At 45.3% G+C, this 23734-nt stretch carries 16 protein-coding genes; 9 read left to right on the plus strand and 7 right to left on the minus strand.

The window, feature by feature from the left end; genetic code table 11:
* Positions 1-119: 119 nt before the first annotated feature.
* The 3 genes from QUA43_RS13320 to QUA43_RS13330 all read right to left on the minus strand — a co-directional run bounded on the left by QUA43_RS13320 (position 120) and on the right by QUA43_RS13330 (position 5273).
* A complete protein-coding gene (locus QUA43_RS13320) occupies positions 120-3296 on the minus strand; it encodes an MASE1 domain-containing protein (RefSeq protein ID WP_333374480.1) in 3177 nt (1058 codons plus the stop codon).
* A 186-nt stretch (positions 3297-3482) separates the two neighbouring features.
* Positions 3483-3632 carry a hypothetical protein gene (locus QUA43_RS13325; protein ID WP_333374482.1) on the minus strand — a complete coding sequence of 50 codons (150 nt, stop codon included), beginning with the start codon at positions 3630-3632 and terminating at the stop codon, positions 3483-3485.
* 9 nt (positions 3633-3641) lie between these two features.
* Positions 3642-5273 (minus strand): serine/threonine-protein kinase, encoded by a 1632-nt coding sequence (locus QUA43_RS13330; protein WP_333374484.1) that lies wholly within the window; start codon positions 5271-5273, stop codon positions 3642-3644.
* 531 nt (positions 5274-5804) lie between these two features.
* Here QUA43_RS13330 and pheT point away from each other — a divergent pair.
* The 4 genes from pheT to QUA43_RS13350 all read left to right on the plus strand — a co-directional run bounded on the left by pheT (position 5805) and on the right by QUA43_RS13350 (position 15691).
* Complete coding sequence (gene pheT / locus QUA43_RS13335; RefSeq protein ID WP_333374486.1) at positions 5805-8249, plus strand: phenylalanine--tRNA ligase subunit beta; 2445 nt, start codon at positions 5805-5807, stop codon at positions 8247-8249.
* 468 nt (positions 8250-8717) lie between these two features.
* The gene (locus QUA43_RS13340) at positions 8718-8987 is read left to right on the plus strand and encodes a YciI family protein (protein ID WP_333210883.1); all 270 of its coding nucleotides are present in this window, start codon (positions 8718-8720) and stop codon (positions 8985-8987) included.
* A gap of 13 nt (positions 8988-9000) precedes the next feature.
* Entirely contained in the window at positions 9001-12036 is a 3036-nt protein-coding gene (locus tag QUA43_RS13345) for a hypothetical protein (RefSeq protein ID WP_333374487.1), read from the plus strand.
* Positions 12026-15691, plus strand: coding sequence for a helicase (locus QUA43_RS13350; RefSeq protein WP_333374488.1), 3666 nt, complete (start codon positions 12026-12028; stop codon positions 15689-15691). Before QUA43_RS13345 ends, QUA43_RS13350 begins: the two co-directional genes overlap by 11 nt.
* A gap of 187 nt (positions 15692-15878) precedes the next feature.
* Here the strand turns inward: QUA43_RS13350 and QUA43_RS13355 are convergent, their stop codons facing one another.
* A complete protein-coding gene (locus QUA43_RS13355) occupies positions 15879-17114 on the minus strand; it encodes a metal ABC transporter substrate-binding protein (RefSeq protein WP_445301967.1) in 1236 nt (411 codons plus the stop codon).
* A gap of 102 nt (positions 17115-17216) precedes the next feature.
* On the opposite strand from QUA43_RS13355, the gene QUA43_RS13360 reads away from it, so the two are divergent.
* From QUA43_RS13360 to QUA43_RS13370, 3 genes are all read left to right on the plus strand, one after another.
* Positions 17217-18026 (plus strand): metal ABC transporter ATP-binding protein, encoded by an 810-nt coding sequence (locus QUA43_RS13360; protein WP_333374490.1) that lies wholly within the window; start codon positions 17217-17219, stop codon positions 18024-18026.
* A gap of 273 nt (positions 18027-18299) precedes the next feature.
* Complete coding sequence (locus tag QUA43_RS13365; RefSeq protein ID WP_333374492.1) at positions 18300-19196, plus strand: metal ABC transporter permease; 897 nt, start codon at positions 18300-18302, stop codon at positions 19194-19196.
* 419 nt (positions 19197-19615) lie between these two features.
* The gene (locus QUA43_RS13370; protein WP_333208814.1) at positions 19616-20074 is read left to right on the plus strand and encodes a peroxiredoxin; all 459 of its coding nucleotides are present in this window, start codon (positions 19616-19618) and stop codon (positions 20072-20074) included.
* Between the two features lie 322 nt (positions 20075-20396).
* On the opposite strand, the gene QUA43_RS13375 is transcribed toward QUA43_RS13370, so the two are convergent.
* Both QUA43_RS13375 and hpf read right to left on the minus strand, forming a co-directional pair.
* Positions 20397-20828: a hypothetical protein gene (locus tag QUA43_RS13375; protein ID WP_333374494.1), complete on the minus strand. Its 432-nt coding sequence runs from the start codon at positions 20826-20828 to the stop codon at positions 20397-20399.
* Between the two features lie 454 nt (positions 20829-21282).
* Complete coding sequence (hpf, locus tag QUA43_RS13380; protein WP_333374495.1) at positions 21283-21936, minus strand: ribosome hibernation-promoting factor, HPF/YfiA family; 654 nt, start codon at positions 21934-21936, stop codon at positions 21283-21285.
* A 151-nt stretch (positions 21937-22087) separates the two neighbouring features.
* Between hpf and lipB the strand changes: the two genes are divergently transcribed.
* Entirely contained in the window at positions 22088-22771 is a 684-nt protein-coding gene (gene lipB, locus QUA43_RS13385) for a lipoyl(octanoyl) transferase LipB (protein ID WP_333374497.1), read from the plus strand.
* 66 nt (positions 22772-22837) lie between these two features.
* Here the strand turns inward: lipB and QUA43_RS13390 are convergent, their stop codons facing one another.
* A complete protein-coding gene (locus QUA43_RS13390) occupies positions 22838-23059 on the minus strand; it encodes a helix-turn-helix domain-containing protein (RefSeq protein ID WP_332984474.1) in 222 nt (73 codons plus the stop codon).
* Between the two features lie 221 nt (positions 23060-23280).
* On the opposite strand from QUA43_RS13390, the gene QUA43_RS13395 reads away from it, so the two are divergent.
* The gene (locus tag QUA43_RS13395) at positions 23281-23514 is read left to right on the plus strand and encodes a hypothetical protein (protein ID WP_333077960.1); all 234 of its coding nucleotides are present in this window, start codon (positions 23281-23283) and stop codon (positions 23512-23514) included.
* Positions 23515-23734: the final 220 nt, after the last annotated feature.

Genomic DNA, 23734 nt, shown 5'->3' on the forward strand with positions numbered 1-23734 from the left:
TGACTGTTGACTGTTGACTGTTGACTGTTGACTGTTGACTGTTGACTGTTGACTGTTGACTGTTGACTGTTGACTGTGAGTCGAAAAACTTAGCGGTTGCGCGGATTTTATATTAGAGATTAAAGAATTGAGAAAGATCGATCGTCCGAGTTGACAGCAGGTAGCGAAAACCAGAAAGTCGAACCACCGCCGGGAGTGCTTTCGACGCCAATCGAGCCGCCGTGAGCTTTGATAATTTGCTTGGAGAGGTACAATCCCAAACCCAGCCCTGTTAATTGTCGGCTATTAGGGTCTTGAACGTAAAGTTCAAACAGAGATTCCCGCTGTTTGGCGCTGATTCCCACTCCATTATCTGTTACAGTACAGCGAACCATTTTTACGGTGACTCCGGGCAATTTGCTCCCAATATTGCCAATTTGACCCTGATAGCGGGGCATTTTGCAACTGCCGTCGAGGTTGAATTTGGCCAGGGTTTCCTGATTTTTCTGGGTGGTTTCGCCCATCCTAGGACGATCGCCCGCAGCAGGTATCCGGTTAGCGATACAGCGGGCAAGCGGATTATTGGGCGATGTTAAAGCCTGTGAATTTTCTTCATAAATTAGCGCTGTTTCAACTTCAATTACCTCGGCTTTAAAAGTTATATTGACTCCCGGAGGATTGTGTTTAATAGCATTAGTCAACAGATTTTCTAGCACCCGCTGCAAGTGTTGGCGATCGGCATTGACTTGTGGCAAATCCGCCGGGATTTCCTGAGTCAAAGTTGCTTGATTTTTGGCTAGCATCGGTTCTAAATCGGTAACAATGGCTGAAGCTAAAGACTGCAAATCTAGCGGTACAGTATTGAGAACAATACCTTTGACCTCGCTAGCGTGAGCGTCGAGCAGGGCATTAACCATAGTCAACTGGTGTTCGCTGGCCTGAACGATGCGCTGCAAAATCGATCGAGAAACCGGAACATCTTGTAGAGAGTCAGAGGCCGATTTGTTGAGCAAGTTTTTCAGCAGTATTAACATTCCCATAACAGGAGTGCGGAGATTGTGAGAAACTGCGTGCAAAAATAGGTCTTTCAGGCGGTTGCTTTCTTGCAACTCGTGCATTTTTTGCTGTAGTTGGCGGGTGCGTTCCTCCACTTGAGATTCCAAGTTGGCATTGAGAGCTTTTACCTGCTGCAAAAGTTGGGCTTGCTGTAGAGCGATCGCCACTTGAGTAGCGAGTTTTTCCAACAAATCAATTTCAAATTCCTGCCACTGGCGGGGCCCAGAGCACTGGTTGACGGCCAAGATCCCGAACAATTCATCGCCCAGGACGATCGGCACATTTAACGTCGCGCGAATTTGATAGTCGCTGTAGAATTGGGCAATTGGAACGCTCTGTTGAACGCTAGCAGTATCGGAGATAGCTCGGACGCGGTTGTTAGCATAAAAAGTTTTCTGGCTTTCGAGGTGATTCTCGTCAGCGAGTACCCACCCCAAAAGAGAACAGCATTGGACACCCACAGACTCGGCCACAACCTTACCGTACACCGGGCTAGGAAGATTTACCCCGTCCGCGTCCACAATACCGATGAAAGCGCGGTCTGCCTTGAAAAATTGCCGGACTTCGGCAACAGTAGTGTTGAGAATTTCTTCGAGGTCGAGGGAGTTGCGAATTCGCAGGGCGATTTCTGAGAGCAAGCGATCGCGATCGGAGGACGCCCGCAAAGCGGTTTCCGCGCGGTGGCGTTCGGTAACGTCTTGGACTGTGGCGGCGATCGCCCCTGACTCAATTGCCGACTGTTCGCAGACAGTGCGTTCGGAGCCATCTGCCAGCACAATTCGGTAGTTAATGCAATAGGCTTGGCGTTCAAACATAGCTTGGCGCTGCGATCGCGCCACCAATTCTCTGTCTTCTGGATGTACGGCTTGCAAAAAAACTTCTGGTGTCGGTTTGACCGTTCCCGGAGCAAAACCCAAGAGGCGGTAAAGTTCGTTTGACCAGCGCAATTCGATATTGGATATATGATGTTCTGCGGATTCTTCGCAGTTGTCAGTTGCTGTGAGGGCGGCGCAATTTAAATCCCAATTTCCCAACTGAGCGATGCGCTGAGCGTTGGCTAAACTAGCTTCGCGATCGCGCAGCATGGCGGCCGTGCGGCGCACCTCCACCAGCGCTTGCTGGCGTTCTGCTACGGCGGCGGCCAACATCAGAGCCACAAGGGCGATCGTACCGGTAAAAGCTTGTAAAAATAAAACCGCCTGTTTGAGATTATCGCTTTTAGCCAAAAACGGGCCGCCTCCCTGCACTGCTCCCCAAATCGCGATCCAAGAGACGATCGAATAAGCAAAAATCGCTCCCGGCGGTTGAAACCGCAGGGCAGCCCAAACTATCAGAGGAAAAGGCAGATACTCCAGCGGATACAGAGCGATCGCCGCTTGTGTTTTTGAGCAAAAAAACAGCCAGCTCACGCTCAGCAAGAGAGTCAGCCAGAGCGCTATTTCTGAATAATTAATAATTAAAAATAGAAGATTATATCGGTTTTCACTTGCAGGAAATCTGCTTGAATAATTTGTAACTTGTGATTGGTAATTGTCCCAGTTAAAAAATGCTTTTAAACTTGAAATAATTCGAGATTTTCTCTCACCTGTTGCACCATTGTCAAGAACAGGCAAGATGCCTGTTCCACAATCAAATTCATCTCTTGTGGAACAGGCATCTTGCCTGTTTCTAAACAAGGAATTGAGAATAATGAAACATCTCAGTTTTAGTGGAAATTTAAAACTGTTAACCGCGTGATTCAAAGTCAGCAGCACGGGCGTCACAATCAAAATTCCCATGCCGTCTCCGAGCCATGTAGTCCACCAGTTGCGAGAGAAATTGCTCCACTGAGCCCAACCAAAAATGCACGTACCCAAGTTGCCGAGGATAGAACCCACAAGAGTAGACCCGATGACAGCGCCCGCTACTAAAGCCAGAACATCTCGCAGTCGATCGAGTTTGGTAGAAAATCCGCTCCAAGTCAGCAAAGCCTCTCCAGCCAGCGCTTGCAGGGTGACGCTAAAGGCCGATGTGGCAATGACAGCCGACGGTATACCGCCGGTAGAGTTTAACAGCACTGAACCGAGGATAATTCCCGGCCACATCCGACGCCCTTGCAGTAGCAGTGCCGCTAGAGCAATACCGGCGGGCGGCCACACGGGGGAGGGTTCGGCTTTCACCAGTCCCAGCATCGACGCTGCGAGTTTTCCGGTAACAAAGTAGGCCAGCGCCAGGATGCCGGTGTACAGAAGCGTTCGAGTGCGGCGGTTGAGCAGTTTCATGTTTAGGTGCGATCGAATCCTCCATTCCTAGTTTTTAATTTAGGCGGCTTTGGGGCGATCGAACTTCCTCCTGACGAATCACCTGACTGGGGGAGGGGGGAGTTGACTGTTGACTGTTGACTGTTGACTGTTGACTGTTGACTGTTAACTGTTGACTGTTGACTGTTGACTGTTGACTGTTGACTGTTAACTGTGGACTGTTGACTGTTGACTGTTAACTGTTGACTGTTGACTGTTGTGATTGGTAGCAGCTAACAACTCCCCATGCCCCATGCCCCATGCCCCATGCCCCATGCCCCATGCCCCATGCCCCATGCCCCATGCCCCATGCCCCATGCCCACTTATTAAAATCCAAAACTCCGCTTACCATCCGGCTTAACAGTAAGCCAATTGGTCTTTGCCATTGCCAGTTGTTCCTCAGAAACTGTAGCGTTGGTAAGATTCGCCCCGCACAAATTGGCTCCCCGCAAATTCGCCTTAGTCAAATAAGCCCCCGTCAAGTCAGCACCTCGGAAATCCGCGCCTTCAAAATTGGCCGTGCTGCAATAAGCCTCAGTCAAATTAGCATCTCGCAAATTTGCCTGAATTAACCTCGCGTGACCCAAATTCGCGCCCGACAAATCCGCTGCTTGCAAATTTGCCTTCACCAACCTAGCCTGATAAAAATTCCCCCCCGCTAACTGCAATTTTTGCAGTTGCAGGCCAGACAGTTCGCAGTCAGCAAAATCGCGCTTGCCTTTAAAATATGCCGCTCGCAAGCTGTTGGTGTCCCACTTAGGAGTAACTTTCGATAGCTTTGACGCTGGTAAATTGTCGCTAGAAGGTCCAACCGTTCCGAAAGTTCTGCCGGACTCAGCCAGAGTCCGGGAAACTCTGGGCTGCATCCCCGTGTTCCCGGATTGGCTGAAGGAAGTTCTACCAGCGCGGGTGTGGTTCGATCGTAAATCTTGATTAATTTTGCTCCTCGGCGGTGACCACGAAGAACCCTCGTCATTAAATATTGTCGGTTCTTCAACTGTACGAGAAGAGCCGTTGAATTGAGTTGCCAAGCCATCCATAAGACTTGGGTCTTCAAATTGGCCCGAGAGAGCTCTGAGGACATCTGCTGCTGATTGGAAGCGGTGGCCAACCATCGGCTTCAGCATTTTTTCGAGAATCCGCGCAAAATTTGGGCTTACCTGAACGTGGGGCTGCCAAACAATTTCGCCGGTTACTCCATCAAAATCTAAATCCTTGGGCGATTTTCCTGTCAGCAAGTACAAGCAAGTCATGCCCACCGCGTAGATGTCGCTGGCAAATATCGGCCGCAGCGCCATTTGTTCCGGGGGAGCAAAACTAAATGTGCCGACTGAAAATTTCGTGTTGGCGCTTTGGTCGGCGGGGTCTAATAATATTGTTTGGCTAACTTGGTCTTTTACCGCTCCGAAGTCAATCAGAACTAAGTGGCCGTCTTGAATTCGGCGAATAATATTTGCCGGTTTGATGTCTCGGTGAATTACTCCTTGGCTGTGGATATATTGCACTACTGGCAGAATTTCTAATAGAAAATTTTTAACATCAGATTCGTTGAAACGGCCTGAGTGCTTGACTTCTTGTTTCAAAGTCGAGCCTTTAACATACTCTTGAACTAAGTAAAATTGCTGTTCGGTTTCAAAATAGTCTAGCAGCCTCGGTACTTGCGGGTGGTCGCCCAGTTGGCCGAGGGTTTTTGCCTCTCGCTTAAATAATTCCCGCGCCATTTCTAAAACTCGCGGCGACGAACTACTGGGTCGCAGTTGCTTGACCACGCAACTCGGTTGACCGGGCAATGAGATGTCTTTTGCCAGAAATGTAGCTCCAAAACCTCCTTGTCCTAACGGTTCAGTGACTCGGTAGCGAGCCCGCAGCAATAACCGCGCGCCGCAAGTCTGACACTGAAGAATAGAGTCAGCAGGGTTTTGAGGATGGGGACAGCCCGGATTTACGCAGTAGCTCATATTGATTGAGTTTGCCTATGTTGTTCTGATCTTGTCAGCGTCGCTCGACTGCACAAATTCCCTTTTGCTGCTTCTGGTAGACATACTAATCTATCAGTTGCCGACGGGCCGTGCGTTCGATTGCGAATTGGAATTGCACCTAAGTCTTTTAAGCCGATATCTTTTCCCTATTTTGATTATCTCGCTGATTTGAGTTTTCCGTTGATTATCCTTGAAGATAGTTTGAAGACTTGCTAAACTTGTCCTTTTTTGTGTAAAGTCTTTCTAAACTTAGATGCTTTTTGGGCTGTTAGATGTCTCTAGCATACCTCATTTTCTGAATGAGAATGCTACTCATCCCCCAGTAGCCATCGACCTTTGGGCAGAGCGCTAGTTTTTGCTGATGTGTACCCTAACAGTATTGACAAAATTAAATTAGTATGCTATGAAAAGCTTTCCCGAATAAATTCTGGGACTCAAAAGTCGTAGCCCGTCGGCGCCGACTAATGACTAATAACTACAGAGCACTGACAACTAACTACTGACTAAATTATGCGTATATCTCTAAAGTGGCTCCGGGAATTGGTGGATGTGTCGATATCCCCGGAAGAATTAGCCGAAACCCTGACAATGGCAGGGTTTGAAGTTGAAGAAATTGAAGACCGCCGCCCTTGGGCAAGTGGCGTAGTTTTGGGCAAAATCATCGCCTGCGAACAGCATCCGAATGCAGACAAATTGAGAGTTTGTCAAGTGGATGTCGGCTCTTGTGAAGCTTTGAATATTGTTTGTGGCGCACCCAACGCTAGGGCCGACATCTATGTGCCTGTCGCTGTTGTTGGCACTTATTTATCGACTATTGATTTAAAGATTAAACCTGCTAAATTGCGGGGCGTTCCTTCAGAAGGAATGATTTGTTCTCTGGCGGAATTGGGACTATCTAAAGAGTCAGCCGGAATTCACATTTTCGATTTAGAAAATCCCGAATTGGGCAGCGATATTCGCCCGCTTTTGGGTTTAGATGACGTGATTTTAGACTTGACAGCAACTGCCAACCGTGCAGACGCTTTGAGCATGGTGGGCGTGGCGCGGGAAGTGGCGGCGCTGACTGGGGCAAGTTTGAGAATTCCCGAAGCGAATGGTGTTGTGATTGAGGGCAAAGAAAGTCCTGCTTTGGCAGTAGAAATATCGGAACCGCAAGGATGCCCGATTTACATCGGCACGGCAATTGAAGGTGTGAAAATTGCTGCTTCTCCAGCTTGGTTGCAGCAGCGGTTGCAGGCGGCGGGAGTGCGGCCGATTAATAATGTGGTTGACGTAACTAATTACATTTTATTGGAGTGGGGACAACCGCTGCACGCTTTCGATCGCGATCGCCTACAATCTTTCACGGGTACTCAAGATATCAGCATCGGCGTCCGCTTTGCCAAAACAGGCGAATCCTTCAAAACTTTGGACGGACAAAACCGCAATTTGCAAGCACAAAACCTGTTAATTACTGCTAGCGACAAACCAGTTGCCTTAGCTGGGGTAATGGGTGGCGAAGACACGGAAGTTCACGAAGGAACGCAAAATTTAGTCTTGGAAGCAGCGATTTTTGACCAGGCAACGATTCGCCGTTCTGCGCGCGCTCAAGGCCTGCGGAGCGAGGCATCGATCCGCTACGAGCGGGGGGTGAATCAGGCGGCTTTGACGACTGCTTGCAACCGCGCTGTAGCTCTAATTTTGGAGTTGGCTGGAGGCACTGCGACGGTGCAGAAAACGGCGAGTTCGGGCGAGGATTTGAGTTTTTCGCGATCGCTCGAATTGCGTTTAGACCGAGTAAATCTGGTTTTAGGGCAGTTGAAAAGAGGAGAAACGGGCGGTTCTAAATATCTGGAACCGGAAGAGGTAAAAAATATTCTCACAGCTTTGGGATGCGAAGTTGTTGCGACGGAAAAAGAACGGGTGTTTGGGATAACTGTTCCTCCTTACCGCTACCGGGATTTAGAAAGGGAAATTGATTTAATTGAAGAAGTTGCCAGACTCCACGGTTATGACAATTTCTGCGATACTCTGCCCAGCAAAACGGAACCTGGTTATCTGTCACCAGAATACGCGGCAATTCGGAATGTGCGATCGGCTTTTCGGGCAGCCGGTTTGACGGAGTTGATGCACTATTCTTTGGTGAAAACTGAGGGAGACAATCAAGTTGTGCTGGCTAATCCGCTGTTTGTGGAGTATTCGGCTTTGCGGACTGAGATGCTGTCGGGTTTGATTGATGCTTTCGGGTACAATTTGGAACAGGGAAATGGGGCGCTAAACGGTTTTGAAGTCGGCCGCATTTTCTGGAAAGATGGGGATGCAATGAAGGAAGCCGATGCAGTTGCGGGGATTATCGGCGGCGATCCGACTGTGTGGAAATGGCAGCAGGGAGGGCGCGATCGACCTTTGAGTTGGTTTGAGGCAAAAGGTATTTTGGAAAGCGTGTTTCAGGCGTTGGGTTTGGCGGTGGAATATCAAAGCGATTCCTCTAATACACGCTTGCATCCTGGCCGCACGGCTGCGTTATCGTTAAACGGGAAACATTTAGGGGTTTTTGGACAGTTGCACCCGCAATTGCAGCAAGAAAAGGATTTGCCTGAGCAGGTTTACGTGTTTCAATTAGATTTGGCGGTGCTGTTGGGTGAGTTAGGGCGATCGAACAACTTAACTCGCAAGTTTGCGGGTTATTCGAGTTTCCCGGCTTCTGACAGAGACATTGCATTTTTCGCATCGGTTGAAGTTCCGGTTGTTGAGATGCAGAGTGCGATGAAAAAGGCGGCGGGTAGTTTGCTGGATTCGGTGGAACTGTTCGACGAATATCGGGGCGACAACGTGCCGGCGGGACAGCGGAGTTTGGCTTTTCGGTTAATTTACCGCGCGGGCGATCGAACTTTGAGCGAAACCGATGTCGAACCGGCACAACAAAAAGTTCGCGATGTTTTAGTTGAGAAATTCGGCGTTAGTTTGAGAAGCTAAAGGGCCGGTACTCACCAATGGAAACTGCCAGGGAATGAATTCCCTGGCTGAAAGCTAAAGTCCTTTCAAGAGGACTAACAATACTTACGGATTACAAGGTAAATTTGCCATTTTGAGCAAAGCGAAGAATCTCAAATTATTGCAATAAAACCGTCTCAAGTGCATAATTGCTAACTAATGAACTCTTCAGTCCTCATAGCGAGGACTTAACCTTTGAGGCGGGGGTTTCAACCCCTGCCGGAATCAATTTTTAACGTTAATTAAATTGTCACCAACGGCCGCAACATCTCCCCAACCATTAAAGTAATAAATTTCTCCTCCTCTCCAACAAACCTCTCTCTTTCCCCTCTTCCTCTGCGCCCTCTGCGCCCTCTGCGTTTCATTAATCTTATTCTTAAAACTTTAGTTAAATCTTCTTAATCTTATTGTACAATAACTTTTAAACAAATTCATCTAAGGCTCAAAACCGTGACCAAATATGTGATGTGGGGAAGTTACTGCGAAGACGTTCTCGAAAAACGCGCTCCGTTTCGGGACGCTCATTTGGCGGGATTGGCTAAGCAGAAGGAATCGGGTGTGTTAAGTACGATCGGGCCAACCAAAGATTTAACAAAAGTTTTTGCAATTTACGAAGCAGAAGATGAGGCGGCCGTGCGAGAATTAGTGGAAGCCGATCCTTATTGGGTAAATGGGGTTTGGACTGAGTACGATGTGAAAGAGTGGATTCAAGCTTTTTGAAGGGGTTAACAGGGTGAACATCTTAAGATTGGATGACAGCGATTTAGTTCCAGTGGACTATGGCGATTTGCTGGACAAAATTTTAGAAGTTTTGCAGGGGAAAAATCCGTTTAGCGTATCAGAAGACAACCGCCGCTTGCTAATTGATATTGACACCATTGCTGCGGATGTTTCTAACAAGCAAGTGCGGCAACCCCTGGGTTCCGGGGAACGTCAAGCACATTCTGCTACTGTTAACTTACCGCCGGAAATTGAGGAGCGTTTTGGCAGTCAAGTTAGACAGATTCAACAGTGTTTGCGGCAGCAATTAGAATTTAAACTGCCACAAAATACTTCTATTGAAAGGTTTGTCGCTAGTTTGATTAGTCCATTAGACTCACCCTCTTTTCTGGGAAGCGGCCAAGAGTTAGGCTTTAAATACGATTTTGGCACCCGCCACCCTTCTTTAGAAAAAGAAAGGCTAACTTTGGAAAGCCGAGGTACTGGAAGCCATGCAGCTTTAAAATTGCATAAATTGACCGTTACCGTCCGAAATACAGATATTTTTGAACAAGAACTCAAGCAGGGTTTGCAAAACTATATCAATGAAAATGCCGAGACTAGCAGTGAGAAAGAAGACCTTAACCACCGTCTTGATGAGATGGTTAAAAATCCTGACTCGGATTTTCACAAATTAATCCGACTGGTAGACAAAGAAACTCTCGGCAAAATTCAAAAAGAAGCTAAGATTACTTACTTAGAGTATCTGCTCGAACACATCCGCGCAAGCAGCACAGATACTGTAGGCATCATCTATTTAGAAGACTTAATTCGCCGCCTTAGATTAATAGAAGAATACATCAACGAACCAGGTAAATCTGATGGTGAGTACGAAGTTAATTATGCTGGTGTTCGAGTTAATTATCGCGAGATATTTGCCCGTTCGGAATTTTTAGATACACTGCCAATTATTCCTATTGTATCAGGTTACTTGGGAGAAAGTACGGACAATTATCGTAACGAGCGTAAGTTTATCTTTGGCCTCAAAATCAAATTTGATAACTCAGTTCAAGCGCGCGGTGGAAAAGATGTATTTGAGTATTATCTGAACCTGCTAAATCCCGACAGTGAAGAACATCAAGCAGAATTTGATGAGGATTCTAATCCCGAAACCTTCGTCCGCAAACTGTTAAAAATAGCATTGCTCTACTATTTTGTGCTGGCTTCCCGCAATGACCCACTAGCACAAAATTACGACCCGGAATCTGAACTAAATCATCAGCCTAGAGCCCTATTTGAACAAAGAGTCTTGCCCATTTTGCAAGGTTCTAACGATGAGCAAAAAAAAGAGCTTTTTCGCAACTTTATTAAAGGGCTTAATCAGTTTAACATAAAACACAAAATTACGCATCTGAGAAGAATGCTAAAAGGCTTTCTGGAGCGTCAAACAATTTTACCAACCCGCACAGAAACGCGACACGTAAACCTCAAAATAGGTCTGGTAGAAGATATTGACAATATTTTGACGAATGGTAAATTTTTTAATGACATTATGGAGCGAAATTACAAGCAAACGCTTCATTATATTACCGTCAAAGAACCTAGTGTCGATGAAAAATCTATTTGTCAGCTACCCGTCAATATCAGCATCGAAGATGTCCGGTATTTCCCAACTGATGAACGCCAAAATTTTAGCATGGAATATAATATCAAAGACGTTGATATTTTACCTGTAGCTTCAGTTCCCGAAAGTCGGATGAGTGCATATAACAATTTTTTAAAACAGTATAAGTTGCTGTTATTCCGGTATAACAACCGACGACTGGACACTGGCGATACAGGTTTACAACCGGCGGCGGCTTTTGTCTATAAGTTTACCATGTTGCTGCTGTCCTATATCTGTCTGAGGATATTGCTCGAAAACACTGCGGACAACTTGTTTATTCCGATGGTGAGGCTCCACGAAGGTGACGACAAACACCCTTCGCCATCAGAAAAATTTATGGCTAACCTTTCTAAAACATTGTCTCATATTTTGAGTGAAAAACAACGCTCAACTTCTCAAGGATTTCGGATTAGAAAAACGCCCAATGGTTACACAATTCGTAACGGTTTGAGTTCCCTGTATTCAATCCTTCCTAAAAAGTTTCGATTCGATGATAATGTACAGCTAGCTCCTGAGTTGGATAAATTGGCAATAATTGTCGTTTCCAGCCGGGATAGTGATGCGAAAAGAAGCAATCAAAACCGCTTCCAAAGACAAGCCTGCTTAATCGGAGAAATTGTCGGAATCAATCGCCTAGATGACAGTACAATTCAAGTCGAAATGCTGAAAACACTTTCCGAGAATTACAGTGTCAGCCGTCTTTATTCTGAGCCGTTAATCCTTGAAGATGCAATGAGTCAGCTTTATCAGCAAGGATATCGGAATTTCGCATATATTTCGCAAGCACCTTACATGAGTACGCTGCATATTACTCAGACTGAGGAAGATGAGGAATTGTCTTTCATGTCAAAAAAATTGCTCCGAACTTTGAAGGGAGAGCGGCGGGATATCAAAATTTATCCGATATTCTTTGACAAATACTATGTCCGCAGTTTCCTAGGCGATAAGGGAAAATCCTTTTACATTCAGGATGCAATGGAGCTTGAAAGCTTGTTTGCAGATACCAGTCAGCAAGCTGTGATGTTTTTCAACTTGTTTAACGGAATTAGAGTCAGGGAGGAAAAGAACTTTTATAACGGTGTCATTTCCTACTCGACTCTGTTGAATATCTATCAAGGTATCCTAGACGATCAAGATATTCGTGAAGGTTTGATTTATGAGGGTGTAATCAAAAATACTTTGCTACATTATCTAACAATATTCCACTTTTCTCGGTATGAAGCTCGTCACAATATTAGTTTAAAACTTGACCCCTACGAGCGAATTATTGGCGATGAATCGGTGGGTGCTTTATCTGTATTTAGTCATGCTGGCGGTAGTGCGGATTTTAATTCCCTGGCATTTTTGAATAAGGTAAGAGAAGTCTTGAATGTGGATGAGGGAGGTATTAATCATGATTGGTGAAGATTTGGGACGGCTGTTTGAGGTGGGATTTAATATAGGGATTCTGGCGTATATTCAGCGTGAAAATATAGCTCACAATTTCGGAGATTCCTACCGTCTCGATTTACAGAAACTAGAATTGCCAAAGATGATGGCGGAAATAACTAGGGAAGCTAATCTCCTGGGTAGTTTGGATGCTAAAATTGTTGAGAAGTGGAGTTTATTTTTTGTCCAAAAAGGCTTTATTGGTGGGTTGAATTTCTTCCGAGAGTACCTCACATCTACGGGCTGGACTTTAAGGTTATCGCAAATCTTGTATTTTCAGTGCAGTTTGAGTTGTGCTAACAGTATTAGAACCCAGAATGACGATGAGACAGAAGTTTTTAAAGCGTTTAAGAAGGTATTATCTCAGTTTGAAACAGCGCAACCAAATTTCTCAGCCGATGAGATTAACTCCTACATCCGCCGCTACAAGAAAAAAGGCGAGTTTTTGCAAGCTGATACCCTGATTTTGTTGCAAAATGGTAAGGATTTTAGAATTCTGTGCGTTGATTTGTCTGTGTTTACTCCTCCGTTGACTTCGGAAAAAGTCGATAATCTCAACGAAATAGAGGTGATGCGGAAGTCTTTGCTCAGAGAAATTAGCTATTTGCGATCGAAAAGTGTTTTTTCTAATCTGCGAATCGATACTAGCACTTTAGGTATTGACTTTTCGGAGGGTTTAAACCGCTATTTTACTGCTTTTAAGTATAAGGATAAGGAAAGCGCTAAGTTGATTCAGGCTGGTAGCTACGCTCACAGCTTCTACGGTTTTCTGCAAACGACTGGTATGATTCCTGATGGTGCTGAGGTGTTGTTGAATGTTGTCGGTTATAGCGATCGCACAATCAGCGCAATTTCCCTCCGCAGTGATAAAATTGACATCTTGGCGAATTGTGCCAAAATCTACCAGCAGGAAGCGAAAAATAAAGAGATTAACGATGCTCGCGGCGATGTTTTAGATACGATTCAACTCAACGCAGCTCGCAGTTTTCAAAATGGCAAAAAGTTTGTCAGCGATTTGTTGACGATTGGCAAAAGTTCTACACCTGTACGTAATACAGAGCGGATCGATAATTTTGTTAATTCCATAGATATTATATCAGATAAACTGGCCGATGATTTGCAAATCGATCGCGGATTACATCTGAGAAATGCTCACGCTCAATTGATTGTCAAAGCACTGCAATCTGATGAAACTTATATCTTTTTGACGGGGAATCCGGGAATTGGGAAAACAACTGCGATCGCAGATTTCCTCAAAACCCATATAAACGACGGTTTCTTGTTCTTTTACGTCAGTCCCCGCAAGCAAGTCAACTTAGATATCATCGATAAATTTCGAGACAAAAAGACTGGTTTGCTGTGCGACAATCGCTTATTTTGCATTAACTCAAGTTCCGATACTATAGACAGCAATTTTGGACAATGTACCGTCAACTACGTCGCAAATAATCATCACGAAAATTTTCAACAAAAAAGTGTCCACTTCATCAACAACAGGGCCGAAATGCAGCGGAAGGAATATCACCAGCCGCAACTTGAAAGGAAGGGAGAAACAGTAATCAAACCTAGGATAGGCAAAAAGCATGGAGTGCTAAATAGCGTTTGTGAGGGAATATATTCGCTCATCAATCGTAAAACATCGAACAATATCGTGGCTACCGTTTCCATTCAGTCTTTAAAGGTGACAGAAACCGGAAAAAATACTCTCCAGCATTTAGAGAAAATATTTCAAGATGCTTACAACAAGGGGGAAAAAGCAGTCATTTCTCCTAAAATGCAAGAAATCTCCAGCCGCATCAAACACATTTTCATTATGATCGATGAAATTACTGGAGACGACGGCGGCGTTGAGTTTTTGCATGGAATTGGTAGGCTGCTTAACAAATATGACTTGCACAACCCAAAACACGGTTTTAATACTAAAATTATTGTAGCCGATGCTTCGATTGTTGACCCGGATGTGATTAAACAACACCTCGATGATACCTCGCCGGAACCGGATAAAATCTATTTCAAAAAGCTCCCAAAAACTTCTGAGGAAATCCCGCCTTTACAAGTTATTCCTTTTGAATTTAAACGATTAGCTGCTAAACTTATCAATACGAATTCCTATCCGGCTAGCCGTTTAGAGATAACTTACAAGGTGTTTGTAGAAGCTGTTAAATTCACTGAAGATATTTCTTTAAAACTAAATTATGATTTGGTAAAACGGGTACAGTCTCAAATAATTGAGGATATCAATCAGCGGTTAGCAATACCGGGAGTTGAACAAATTATCGTCTACATTCAGGATAAGCGAAGATTGGCGGAGTTGATTGATAAAATCCAAAATGAGCGAGAATTTAATCGCTATACCGATTATCTGGAAGTCCACGCGAATATCTCGGAAGAGGAGAAAGCAAAAATACAGGAGTGCAAAGATACAGCTAAAGTAATCTTTATGACTGCATCGGGAAGTCGTGGCTTATCTTTTCCGAAAACTAAGCATATTTTAGTAGATATTCCCCGCTTTCAGATTGAGAAAAATCTGATGGAAATCATACAGGTGATTTATCGGGGACGCGGAGAATATGACAACGGTAAAACCCTTGATGGTGAAGACAAAGAATTGGTTTTTTACTTGTCTGATACAGCAGTTTATTACGCTGATGATGCGGAACTTTCTTTACAAGAAAGCAAGTTGAGTTTGTTGAATTTATTGCTAATTCTGAAGACGGCGGTGATGACGCGAATTTCGGGATACGGTTATTTAGGTAGGGAAAAGTTTTTGATGATTCCCATCGGCGGTAAGTCGGTTTCCGCAGTAGGGGATACTTTTAGCAGCAAAATGGCTGCTCTAATTAAGACATTAAAGAGCGAAAGCATCCGAGGAAATAGCTTACTAAAGGAGGTTTATACGAGTTTAGAAGAGCTTTTGGGTCGTGGGGAGTTTGTTTTGACAAATTCTGATAACTCTCGTTACAAGGGCAATTCCTACCTGGAAATGCGGGATGATTTTAACAAGAAGTTTTTGGAGAAGTGCAATCCGTTAGATGGTTTGCTGAGTTATGATAATTTAGAGAGTGGTCATATTTGTGGTAGTTTGTTGGTAGTGCCTCTAGCTAAGCAAAATTTGCTGGAAAAATACCAGATGCGGCTACGCGAACAAATTCAGAAGTGTGTAGATAATGACTTGCTGAAAAAAATGTATCGAATTAGGGATAGCGAGTCGTACCCGGAGAATGTACGATCGGCAATTAGGGGCGGTGCGATCGAGCTTTTGCAGTTTCTCAACGGCGATGTGGAGAAAACTCAGTATTTTGAAGAACAGAGTCAGCAGTTCGATCGCTATTATGCCATACCCCTGTTTGCCTTCGTTAGCGGGGAGGAAATGCAGGAGTATTTTGCTGACAGTAAGCTGGAAGAACCGGAAGACAGGCGGTTTCGGGATATTTTGTCGGCTTATGTGCGATCAATCTACCCTGTAGATAGTGTAATGCCGATCGGGCACAAGTATCAAGATTTCCCCTTTATCGTGTTTAGAAGCTACAGTTTAGAGCAAAGTCGAGAAAAGATTTTTACAGATAAATATCTTTTAAGTTCCAACGAATTGAACGTGCTTAATTTAATTTTGTCAAAACAGATCAACTAGACCTCTTGCATTCCCAAGCTTTCAATTCCTTCAAGAATCTGCGTTTATCTGCGTTTATCTGCCTTGCATCTGCGGTTTCTGTATCAATCAAAGACTTATGCAATGCAAGCCTACTGAAACTTGTAGGCTGCGTCAGCTAGCTGTCACCCCGCAGAGAAAATAAAACTCTTCCGGGGCACCCTACTTGCTACTTGCTAACTTCAAACGGCGTGGATTTCCCCCCCAAAGCTTCGACGATGGCGCGAGTATTAGCCGACATCATTTTCACATAAGAATCGCCCTCGCTTCCGGCCGCCCCAATCGAATCCGAATAAAGTTGCTGCGCCGCCAATTTCACCCCCGCTTCCTCCGCCACTGTTCTAATCAGTTGCGGGTTAATTGTAGTCTCCGCAAAAATAGCAGGAACTCCCGCAGCTTTCACCGATTCTACTAACTTTTGCACCGTTTGAGCGCTCGGCTGTTCCTCCGTACTAATCCCGATCAAACTGCCAGCACTTCCCAATCCGTAGGCGTGGCTGTAATATTGAAAAGCATCGTGGGTTGTTACTAATTCGCGCTTATTTTCGGGAATAGTTTTAATCTCTTGTTCGATCCAAATATCCAAACGTTTTAACTCTTCAGTAAGTTGCACAGCATTCTGCCTAAACTTCTCCCGATCTTCCGGCGAGAGTTCGATTAGCGCATCCCGAATTGCTTCCACCATTTGAACTACATTTTCCACATTTCCCCAAACGTGCGGATCGGGTACGGTATTGCCTTCTTTATTGAGTAGCAAAGGCTTGACAACTTCCCCCACTGCTAATTTCCGCGCCTTAATTCCGGCGGCATTCATCATCCTAATTAATCCCGGTTCCAAATTGTAACCGTTATACAAAATTAAGTTAGCTTGTTCTAAAGCTTGAGAATCTTTTGGCACCGGTTCGTAAACGTGAGGATCGGTTCCCGGCTGCAAAATTCCTGTTAGCTGAATTTCGCCGCCCGCTACTCGATCGGTCAAATCCTCAATAATTGTGCTGGTAGCAACTACCTTGGGTTTAGCATCTGCCTCTGGAGAGAGACGATCGCCCTGAGTCGAAGCACAACTAAATAAACCCACAGTCAAAATGCCGCAAGCAATAGTTCTAATCCAAAATGCCTTGGACTTGTCCCATCCAGGGGCGGCTGTTTCAATCCCCGACTCACCGCTAAACTCCCCTTTATCGGATTGCTTCACAATTGCCCTCGCTTTTAATTCACATCTGACACCATTCTCAATAACCCTTGTCTGGGCGGGCAGGATGCCCACCCCACCAGAAAACTCACTCTTTGTGGAACAGGCATCTTGCCTGTTATTGAGAATTGTGGAAGATATGAGTTTTAACCGACTTGAGATTTTCGCCGCCAAACCTATAGTTTGAGGGGTTTCCAGCTTGGACTGTCGCATTATCTACCTCTCCTGCGTTCCAAATTATTCCTATTTACCGATGATTTCATATTCTTTTCATTTTTACAGTAAACTTAATAAAAAGGAGATAGACTCACCGCCATGAATACCGCCGCCTTGCCCAACGAGAATCCTTGGTCTAAAATGGTTTGCCACCTCAAAGACAGCGCTACCGACACTGAAATTATCGCTGTTAAGCACTTAGCAGTAAACTACCGCACGGTAGAGGCACTCAGAGATATCAATCTTTCCGTCAAACCGGGAAGGCTGACGGGTATTATTGGCCCCAACGGTGCCGGCAAAAGCACGCTGATCAAAGCAATGTTGGGCTTAATTCCCGCAGTTCGCGGCACTGTTACCTGGGGTGAAGAAGCGATCGCCGATCGACTCGAAACAGTAGCCTACGTGCCCCAGCGATCGCAAATTGACTGGAACTATCCCGCCACCGTTTGGGATGTCGTGATGATGGGAAGAGTCAGAAAAGCCGGATGGTTTCGCCGCTTCTCGGCAGCTAGCCGCCGCACCGCTGCCGATGCCTTAGAAAGAGTAGGCATGAGTGCTTACAAAGACAGACCGATCGGACAACTTTCCGGCGGACAGCAACAGCGAGTATTTCTAGCGAGAGCCTTAGCCCAAGAAGCCGCTATTTTCTGCTTTGACGAGCCCTTTGTCGGCGTTGACCAAAAAACTCAAAATATCATTTTCGAGATATTCCACCAGCTAGCAAATGCCGGAAAAATCGTCTTAGTAGTCAACCACGACTTAGGCGAATCAATCACCAATTTTGACGATTTAATTTTGCTCAATACAGAATTGATTGCCGCTGGTTCCCGCCAAGAAGTGCTAACCCAAGAAAACCTTTACCGCGCCTACGGCGGACAAGTAATGTTTTTTGCCGGACAAGCCGCTTAATTAGCCAGCAGTCATTAGTCTAGGAGTTACACTCTTGAACCAGGTTTTTTTGATAATCTTGAATTGGGCAACGATAAATCTCGGATCAAACTCACATCTTGCATCATTCTCAAGAACAGGCAAGATGCCTGTTCCACAAAGAGTGAATTTTCTTTCTTGTGGAACAGGCATCCTGCCTGTTCCTAAAAAGCTTATTGAGAATGGTGCAACATCTCAGATCAAACCGGGTTGCTTTGGTTTTTAGTCATTAATTAACTGTGATTTTATAAATTTATGATACAAACCTTAATTGAGCCGTTGCAGTACGGATTCATGCAGCGATCGCTCATAATTGCCATTCTCGTCGGCATCGTCTGCGCGATCGTCGGCAGCTACCTAATGGTACAGCGGCTGGCCTTGCTGGGAGACGCCATCAGCCACTCGGTTTTGCCCGGATTGGCGATCGCATTTATCCTCGGAGCAAACATCTTTGTCGGTGCTTTCATTGCCGGAGTTTTGAGTACAGTCATCATAGCTTGGATCAAAGCTCGATCGACAATCAAAGAAGACGCGGCAATGGGCATCGTATTTTCGGCATTCTTCGCCCTCGGCATCACCCTAATTACGATCGTCCAAAAAGACAACAAAATCGACCTCAACCACTTTCTGTTCGGCAACATCCTCGGCGTTACAGTCGAAGATGCGATCGACACAGCCGTCATTGTCGCCGTAGTCTTATTAGTTGTAGTATTCTTTTACAAAGAACTGCTATTTTACACATTCGATCCATTAGGAGCGCAAGCAACAGGTTTGCCAGTAAACCTGCTCAACTTCGGACTGATGGTACTCATCGCCCTCACCATAGTTGCCAGCCTCAAAGCCGTTGGCGTAGTGCTAGTCTTGTCCCTATTAATTACACCAGCAAGTACCGCCTATCTCCTAGTCACTCGCCTGCACCAAGTAATGATTTTAGGCGCAATAATCGGAGTTATTTCCAGCATTAGCGGAATGTATCTCAGCTACTTCTATAACTTGCCATCCGGGCCCGCAATAGTTTTAGTTGCATCGGGATTATTTGTACTATCATTGCTGTTCAGCCCCACTCAAGGAATCCTCACCCAGCCCCGCACACACTCCGGCCAAATTCCTCCAATCTGGCGGGAATTAAAAAATTTAACTAAAGGCCGATAACTATTAACTTTGTAGTAACTCACATCTTGCACCATTCTCAAGAACAGGCAAGATGCCTGTTCCACAATAAAATTCACTCTTTGTGGAACAGGCATCTTGCCTGTTCCTAAAAAGCTTATTGAGAATGGTGCAACATCTCAGTAGTAACGCTTCAGCCCCGCCCATCCCATTGTTAATCAGAATCTTCGTTAATCCCCGTGGATGTGCGGTTCAAAAAAGCCTCTCGAATTAATCCGCGTAACTGCGAATCGTGGGCTGCATCCAGATTTGGTAAAAATGGTTTTTTTTAGGATTGCGAGAAAGCAACAATGGGATGATACCGAATCGGGCGATCGCAACTACGAACTATTGGTCACAAAAAACTGTACAATAACAAAAGTTAAAATTTCCCGCAAACACATCTACTAAGTTAAAAAAACATGACAGTCAAAGTAGGAGACACCGCACCAGATTTTACCTTACCATCTCAAACTGGCACATCAGTCAGCCTCAAAGATTTTAAAGGCAAAAAAAACGTCATAGTCTACTTTTATCCCAAAGACGACACACCCGGATGCACGACTCAAGCTTGCGCTTTTCGAGATAGCTACGAAGTCTTCAAAGACGCAGGTGCAGAAGTCATAGGAATTAGCGAAGATACCCAACAATCGCACCAGCAATTTGCCACCAAATATCAGCTACCCTTTACACTGCTGAGCGATACGGGGAATAAAGTGCGGCAATTATATGGAGTTCCAGCTACCCTGTGGATTATGCCGGGTAGAGTAACTTATGTCATTGACAAAGAAGGCGTTGTCAAGCATATTTTTGACTCCATGTTAGACTTCAAAGCACACGTTGCAGAAGCACTCAAAACTTTAGAAACCATCAAAAGTTAGATGGCGCGCGGGTGGCCAGAAACCGGGTTTTTTTACGAAAATGATTTGCTATCTAGCAGATTAGCTAAAAAACCCGGTTTCTGCGATATTGGCGCGAAAATCGCAGTGCAGGCCGCGCGTTTCCATTCAATTAGTTTCGCCAGCGAGTGGGGAGTTGGGCCAACAAATTTGGTGCGACCCTTGCGCCGATGCAGGTCAGTTTCCATTCAATTAGTTTCCCCAGCCAGTGGGGAGCACCAACACAGATTATCAAACTTGACCCCAGAGTTAACAAACTTTCCATTCAATTAGTTTCCCCAGCGAGTGGGGAGTGTCACGTTGTTCAATCGATTGGGCTAATCTTAAGCCGGAGTTTACCATTCGCCTCAATTTCTATATCTACATGATGCCTTCCGCTTGATGTCGCAACAGCAACAGTTCCAGCTAAGGCTCCGATACCAGCGCCAACTGCTGCTCCAACAGGACCACCAACTATGAATCCAAGAGCACCTGCACCTGCTGCATAAGCAAAAATATAGAGGGCAGAGTAGTTAAGCGCAGTAACCCCAGCAGAATAAGGGATGAATGCGCCTGTAGCTATATTTACCCACTCTCCCGATTTGTTCTTGTGTAACTCAAAAATGGTTTTTAACTTCTCTGGAAGGTCTGAATATCGCTCGTAGTCTGTAATAACTTCAACTTGCTCACTTTGCTCCAAGGCTGTCTTTAGCTCACGATAAAACATTTCTGTATCTGAGAAAACTAACTTCCGCATACATTCCATTCAATTAGTTTCACCTCCATTCTACACCCCAGACAGCGCAAGGAGTCTAGAGGGAGATCGGCGACACCCGCGACAAAAAATTAAGGAAGGGCCGAGGGACAGTTTTGGCAAGCTGCTGTATGTTAATTATTAGATACATTTGCCCCATCCCTCCCTGAACGAATTCAGTGTGTGGGTGCAAAGATATATGGATAGCCCCCAAGTGCTTTCCCCGCCGAGTTTGGTAGAAAAACACCGACAAGCAGCGAAAGATTTAGTCGCGAGATACAGCTAGCTGGTAAAGACAGATTTTACCACTTGTTCGTAGTGAACACCTCAGTCCTGATTCTCTAAAAAACCAAGAAAGGACTAAAGTCCTTACTAAAAACTCGTGGTTCGTAGTAAGGACTTTAGTCCTTTTTTGCTAATGGCTTGCAGCCATTAACAATTAGCACTCAGCAATTATCTAGCTTTTCACAACACTCGATTTTTCAGATGTAGCGCTTTCGGCAGTTTTGCCATTTTTGCTATTACCGTTACCGTTGCTGTGGCGGGGTTGGATAACTCCATAACCACCGTGAGTCTTGCGTTCGTAGAGTACGTTTATTTCGTCTGTTTCCGCATTACGGAACATATAGAAATCGTGATCGATAATCTGCAATTGTTCCAAAGCTTGTTGCACCGTCATTGGAGGCATAGCAAAATACTTAGTCCGTACAACCTCAGCAGGAAGTTCGGGAGTTCGATCGCCAATCAGATCCGCTACTACAGGATGTTCCTCAACTACCGTAACCGTTTTGGCACTACTCTGGGTCTTGTTGTCGTGACGTTTTTCCTTAAATTTCCGCAGTTGACGAGCTATCTTGTCGGCAACCAAATCGATGCTTGCATACAGGCTTTCCGTGCTTTCCTCAGCCCGAATCACGCTGCCGTTAGCATAAATTGTCACCTCAGCAGTCTGCTTAGGATTGATCCTGGGGTTACGAGCCACCGATAGATGTATGTCCACTTCTGTCGTCAAAGTTTGAAAATGGCTAACTGCCTTTTCCACCTTTTGATTGACGTACTCGCGAATCGCATCGGTGATTTCTATATTTTTACCCTGGATAACAAGCTTCATAGAGCTCCCTCCCTTCTGTAACTTGGGTATATTTTATACAGTAGCACTATGTATTCTCGAAAACACTTATCTTCCAAATCTTTTATTATATGTTGACAATTCTTGATTTAAGCTGCGCCCATATTCCGTAAAAATACTATTGATTTTTTGCATGGTTTCTCCTCTCATCCATCAACCGCTAAATGCACAACCCTGCTTGCTGCTCGATTGGGGACAAGTTCCCTACTCCCAAGCTTGGGAAATCCAGCAAAAACTCGTGCAAGAACGCCGCGACAAACCAGATTTGCCAGATGTCCTGATTTTGCTGGAACATCCGCCGGTTTACACTTTGGGACTGGGGGCCAAGCTGGAATTTCTAAAATTTGACCCAAGTCAAACTGGGCCGGAACTGCACCGAGTTGAGCGGGGCGGCGAGGTGACTTACCACTGTCCGGGCCAATTGGTGGGCTATCCGATTTTAAATTTGCGCCGTCACCAACAAGATTTGCACTGGTATTTGCGGCAGTTGGAGGAAGTGCTGCTGGGAGTTTTGGAAGTTTGCGGGTTGAAGGGTTCGCGGGTTCCCGGTATGACAGGGGTTTGGGTGGATGGGTGCAAGGTAGGTGCGATCGGCATTAAAGTCAGCCGCTGGATTACGATGCACGGTTTTGCCTTAAATGTTTGTCCGGATCTTGCCGGTTTTGGGCAAATTGTACCTTGCGGGATTCCCGATCAACCCGTTGGCAGTTTAGAGCAGTTTATCCCCGGAATTGAGGTCGATCAAGTGCGATCGATCCTTGTCGCTGAGTTTGCTCGCGTTTTTGCAGTGGAAATTGTGCGATTCCCTACGGGATAGCTTCGCTTCACGAATGTGTAGGGTGCGTCGCTGTCAACCTTACTACGAACGATCGCAGTCGGTTCTTTAAGTGCGATCGGAATTTTCCTCCTCATACACCATTAAATCTCCCGGTTGGCAGTTTAGTGCTTTGCACAAAGCATCAAGAGTTGTTTCATCAATTCTTGTCAGCCGGCGGCGGGTTTTGATTTTAGAAACAGATGTTGGGTGCATCCCAACTCTAGCCGCCAATTCTTTATTGCTGATATTGCGATCGGCCATTACAACTGCCAATTTCCAACGGATCACTGCGGGTGCTCAACTACTAGCCAGGACTTTGCAAGGTGATGTTAGCATCCTGCAACCTTCACTAACACTTGTTTTGCCGTATCGGCAATATTTTTTGTCGTATCGCTTGAATTGCAGCAGCGAATGAACTATGCTGAAGATGTACAAACGGAAAAGCGATCGCCCCTTGGCCTCGAAAACTCAAGGGCGATCGCTATCCGACTATTGTCTAGTTAAAACTTATGATATCACAGCCAAAGTCAGTTCCCGAACTCCTGCGTGAAGAAATTCCCGACGCACCCATCGGAAAGCAACCGATCCGATTGTTGATTTGCGGGATTCCCAAAGGAGTAGAAAGCATCATCAATCTGCTGCACGTTTTAGGTTTTGCTGAAGTTGGGGAATGGAGCCCGCCTTTACCGTCCCCTCTAGCAGGTGAAGTAATGCGGATTTTGACCCGTTACTGGAAAGAATAATCTTTCAGGGCGATCGTTCTTTCTCGATTGAAGTGCGATCGCATCAAATTACTCTCTACAGATTCCTCAAAAAATCTTCCTTAGTTTTTACTCTAATTTTTATTAGATCACATCTGCCGATCGCACTTTTCAACTTCCTGCAAGCTTTCTTTCCATACTTTACTAGATATCTTGCGATCGCGCGTCCTATGTTCTGTGGCGATCGCCCTTACCATCACCA

This window comes from Microcoleus sp. N9_B4 (assembly GCF_036701635.1).
Classification (GTDB): domain Bacteria; phylum Cyanobacteriota; class Cyanobacteriia; order Cyanobacteriales; family Microcoleaceae; genus Microcoleus.

Bases quoted from the DNA above. Each gene is read 5' to 3' on its own strand.
- QUA43_RS13320 (WP_333374480.1), bottom strand. From the start codon at position 3,296: ATGAAACTGCTCAACCGCCGCACTCGAACGCTTCTGTACACCGGCATC.
- QUA43_RS13325 (WP_333374482.1), bottom strand. From the start codon at position 3,632: ATGGGGCATGGGGCATGGGGCATGGGGCATGGGGCATGGGGCATGGGG.
- QUA43_RS13330 (WP_333374484.1), bottom strand. From the start codon at position 5,273: ATGAGCTACTGCGTAAATCCGGGCTGTCCCCATCCTCAAAACCCTGCT.
- pheT (WP_333374486.1), top strand. From the start codon at position 5,805: ATGCGTATATCTCTAAAGTGGCTCCGGGAATTGGTGGATGTGTCGATA.
- QUA43_RS13350 (WP_333374488.1), top strand. From the start codon at position 12,026: ATGATTGGTGAAGATTTGGGACGGCTGTTTGAGGTGGGATTTAATATA.
- QUA43_RS13355 (WP_445301967.1), bottom strand. From the start codon at position 17,114: ATGCGACAGTCCAAGCTGGAAACCCCTCAAACTATAGGTTTGGCGGCG.
- QUA43_RS13360 (WP_333374490.1), top strand. From the start codon at position 17,217: ATGAATACCGCCGCCTTGCCCAACGAGAATCCTTGGTCTAAAATGGTT.
- QUA43_RS13365 (WP_333374492.1), top strand. From the start codon at position 18,300: ATGATACAAACCTTAATTGAGCCGTTGCAGTACGGATTCATGCAGCGA.
- QUA43_RS13370 (WP_333208814.1), top strand. From the start codon at position 19,616: ATGACAGTCAAAGTAGGAGACACCGCACCAGATTTTACCTTACCATCT.
- QUA43_RS13375 (WP_333374494.1), bottom strand. From the start codon at position 20,828: ATGCGGAAGTTAGTTTTCTCAGATACAGAAATGTTTTATCGTGAGCTA.
- hpf (WP_333374495.1), bottom strand. From the start codon at position 21,936: ATGAAGCTTGTTATCCAGGGTAAAAATATAGAAATCACCGATGCGATT.
- lipB (WP_333374497.1), top strand. From the start codon at position 22,088: ATGGTTTCTCCTCTCATCCATCAACCGCTAAATGCACAACCCTGCTTG.
- QUA43_RS13395 (WP_333077960.1), top strand. From the start codon at position 23,281: ATGATATCACAGCCAAAGTCAGTTCCCGAACTCCTGCGTGAAGAAATT.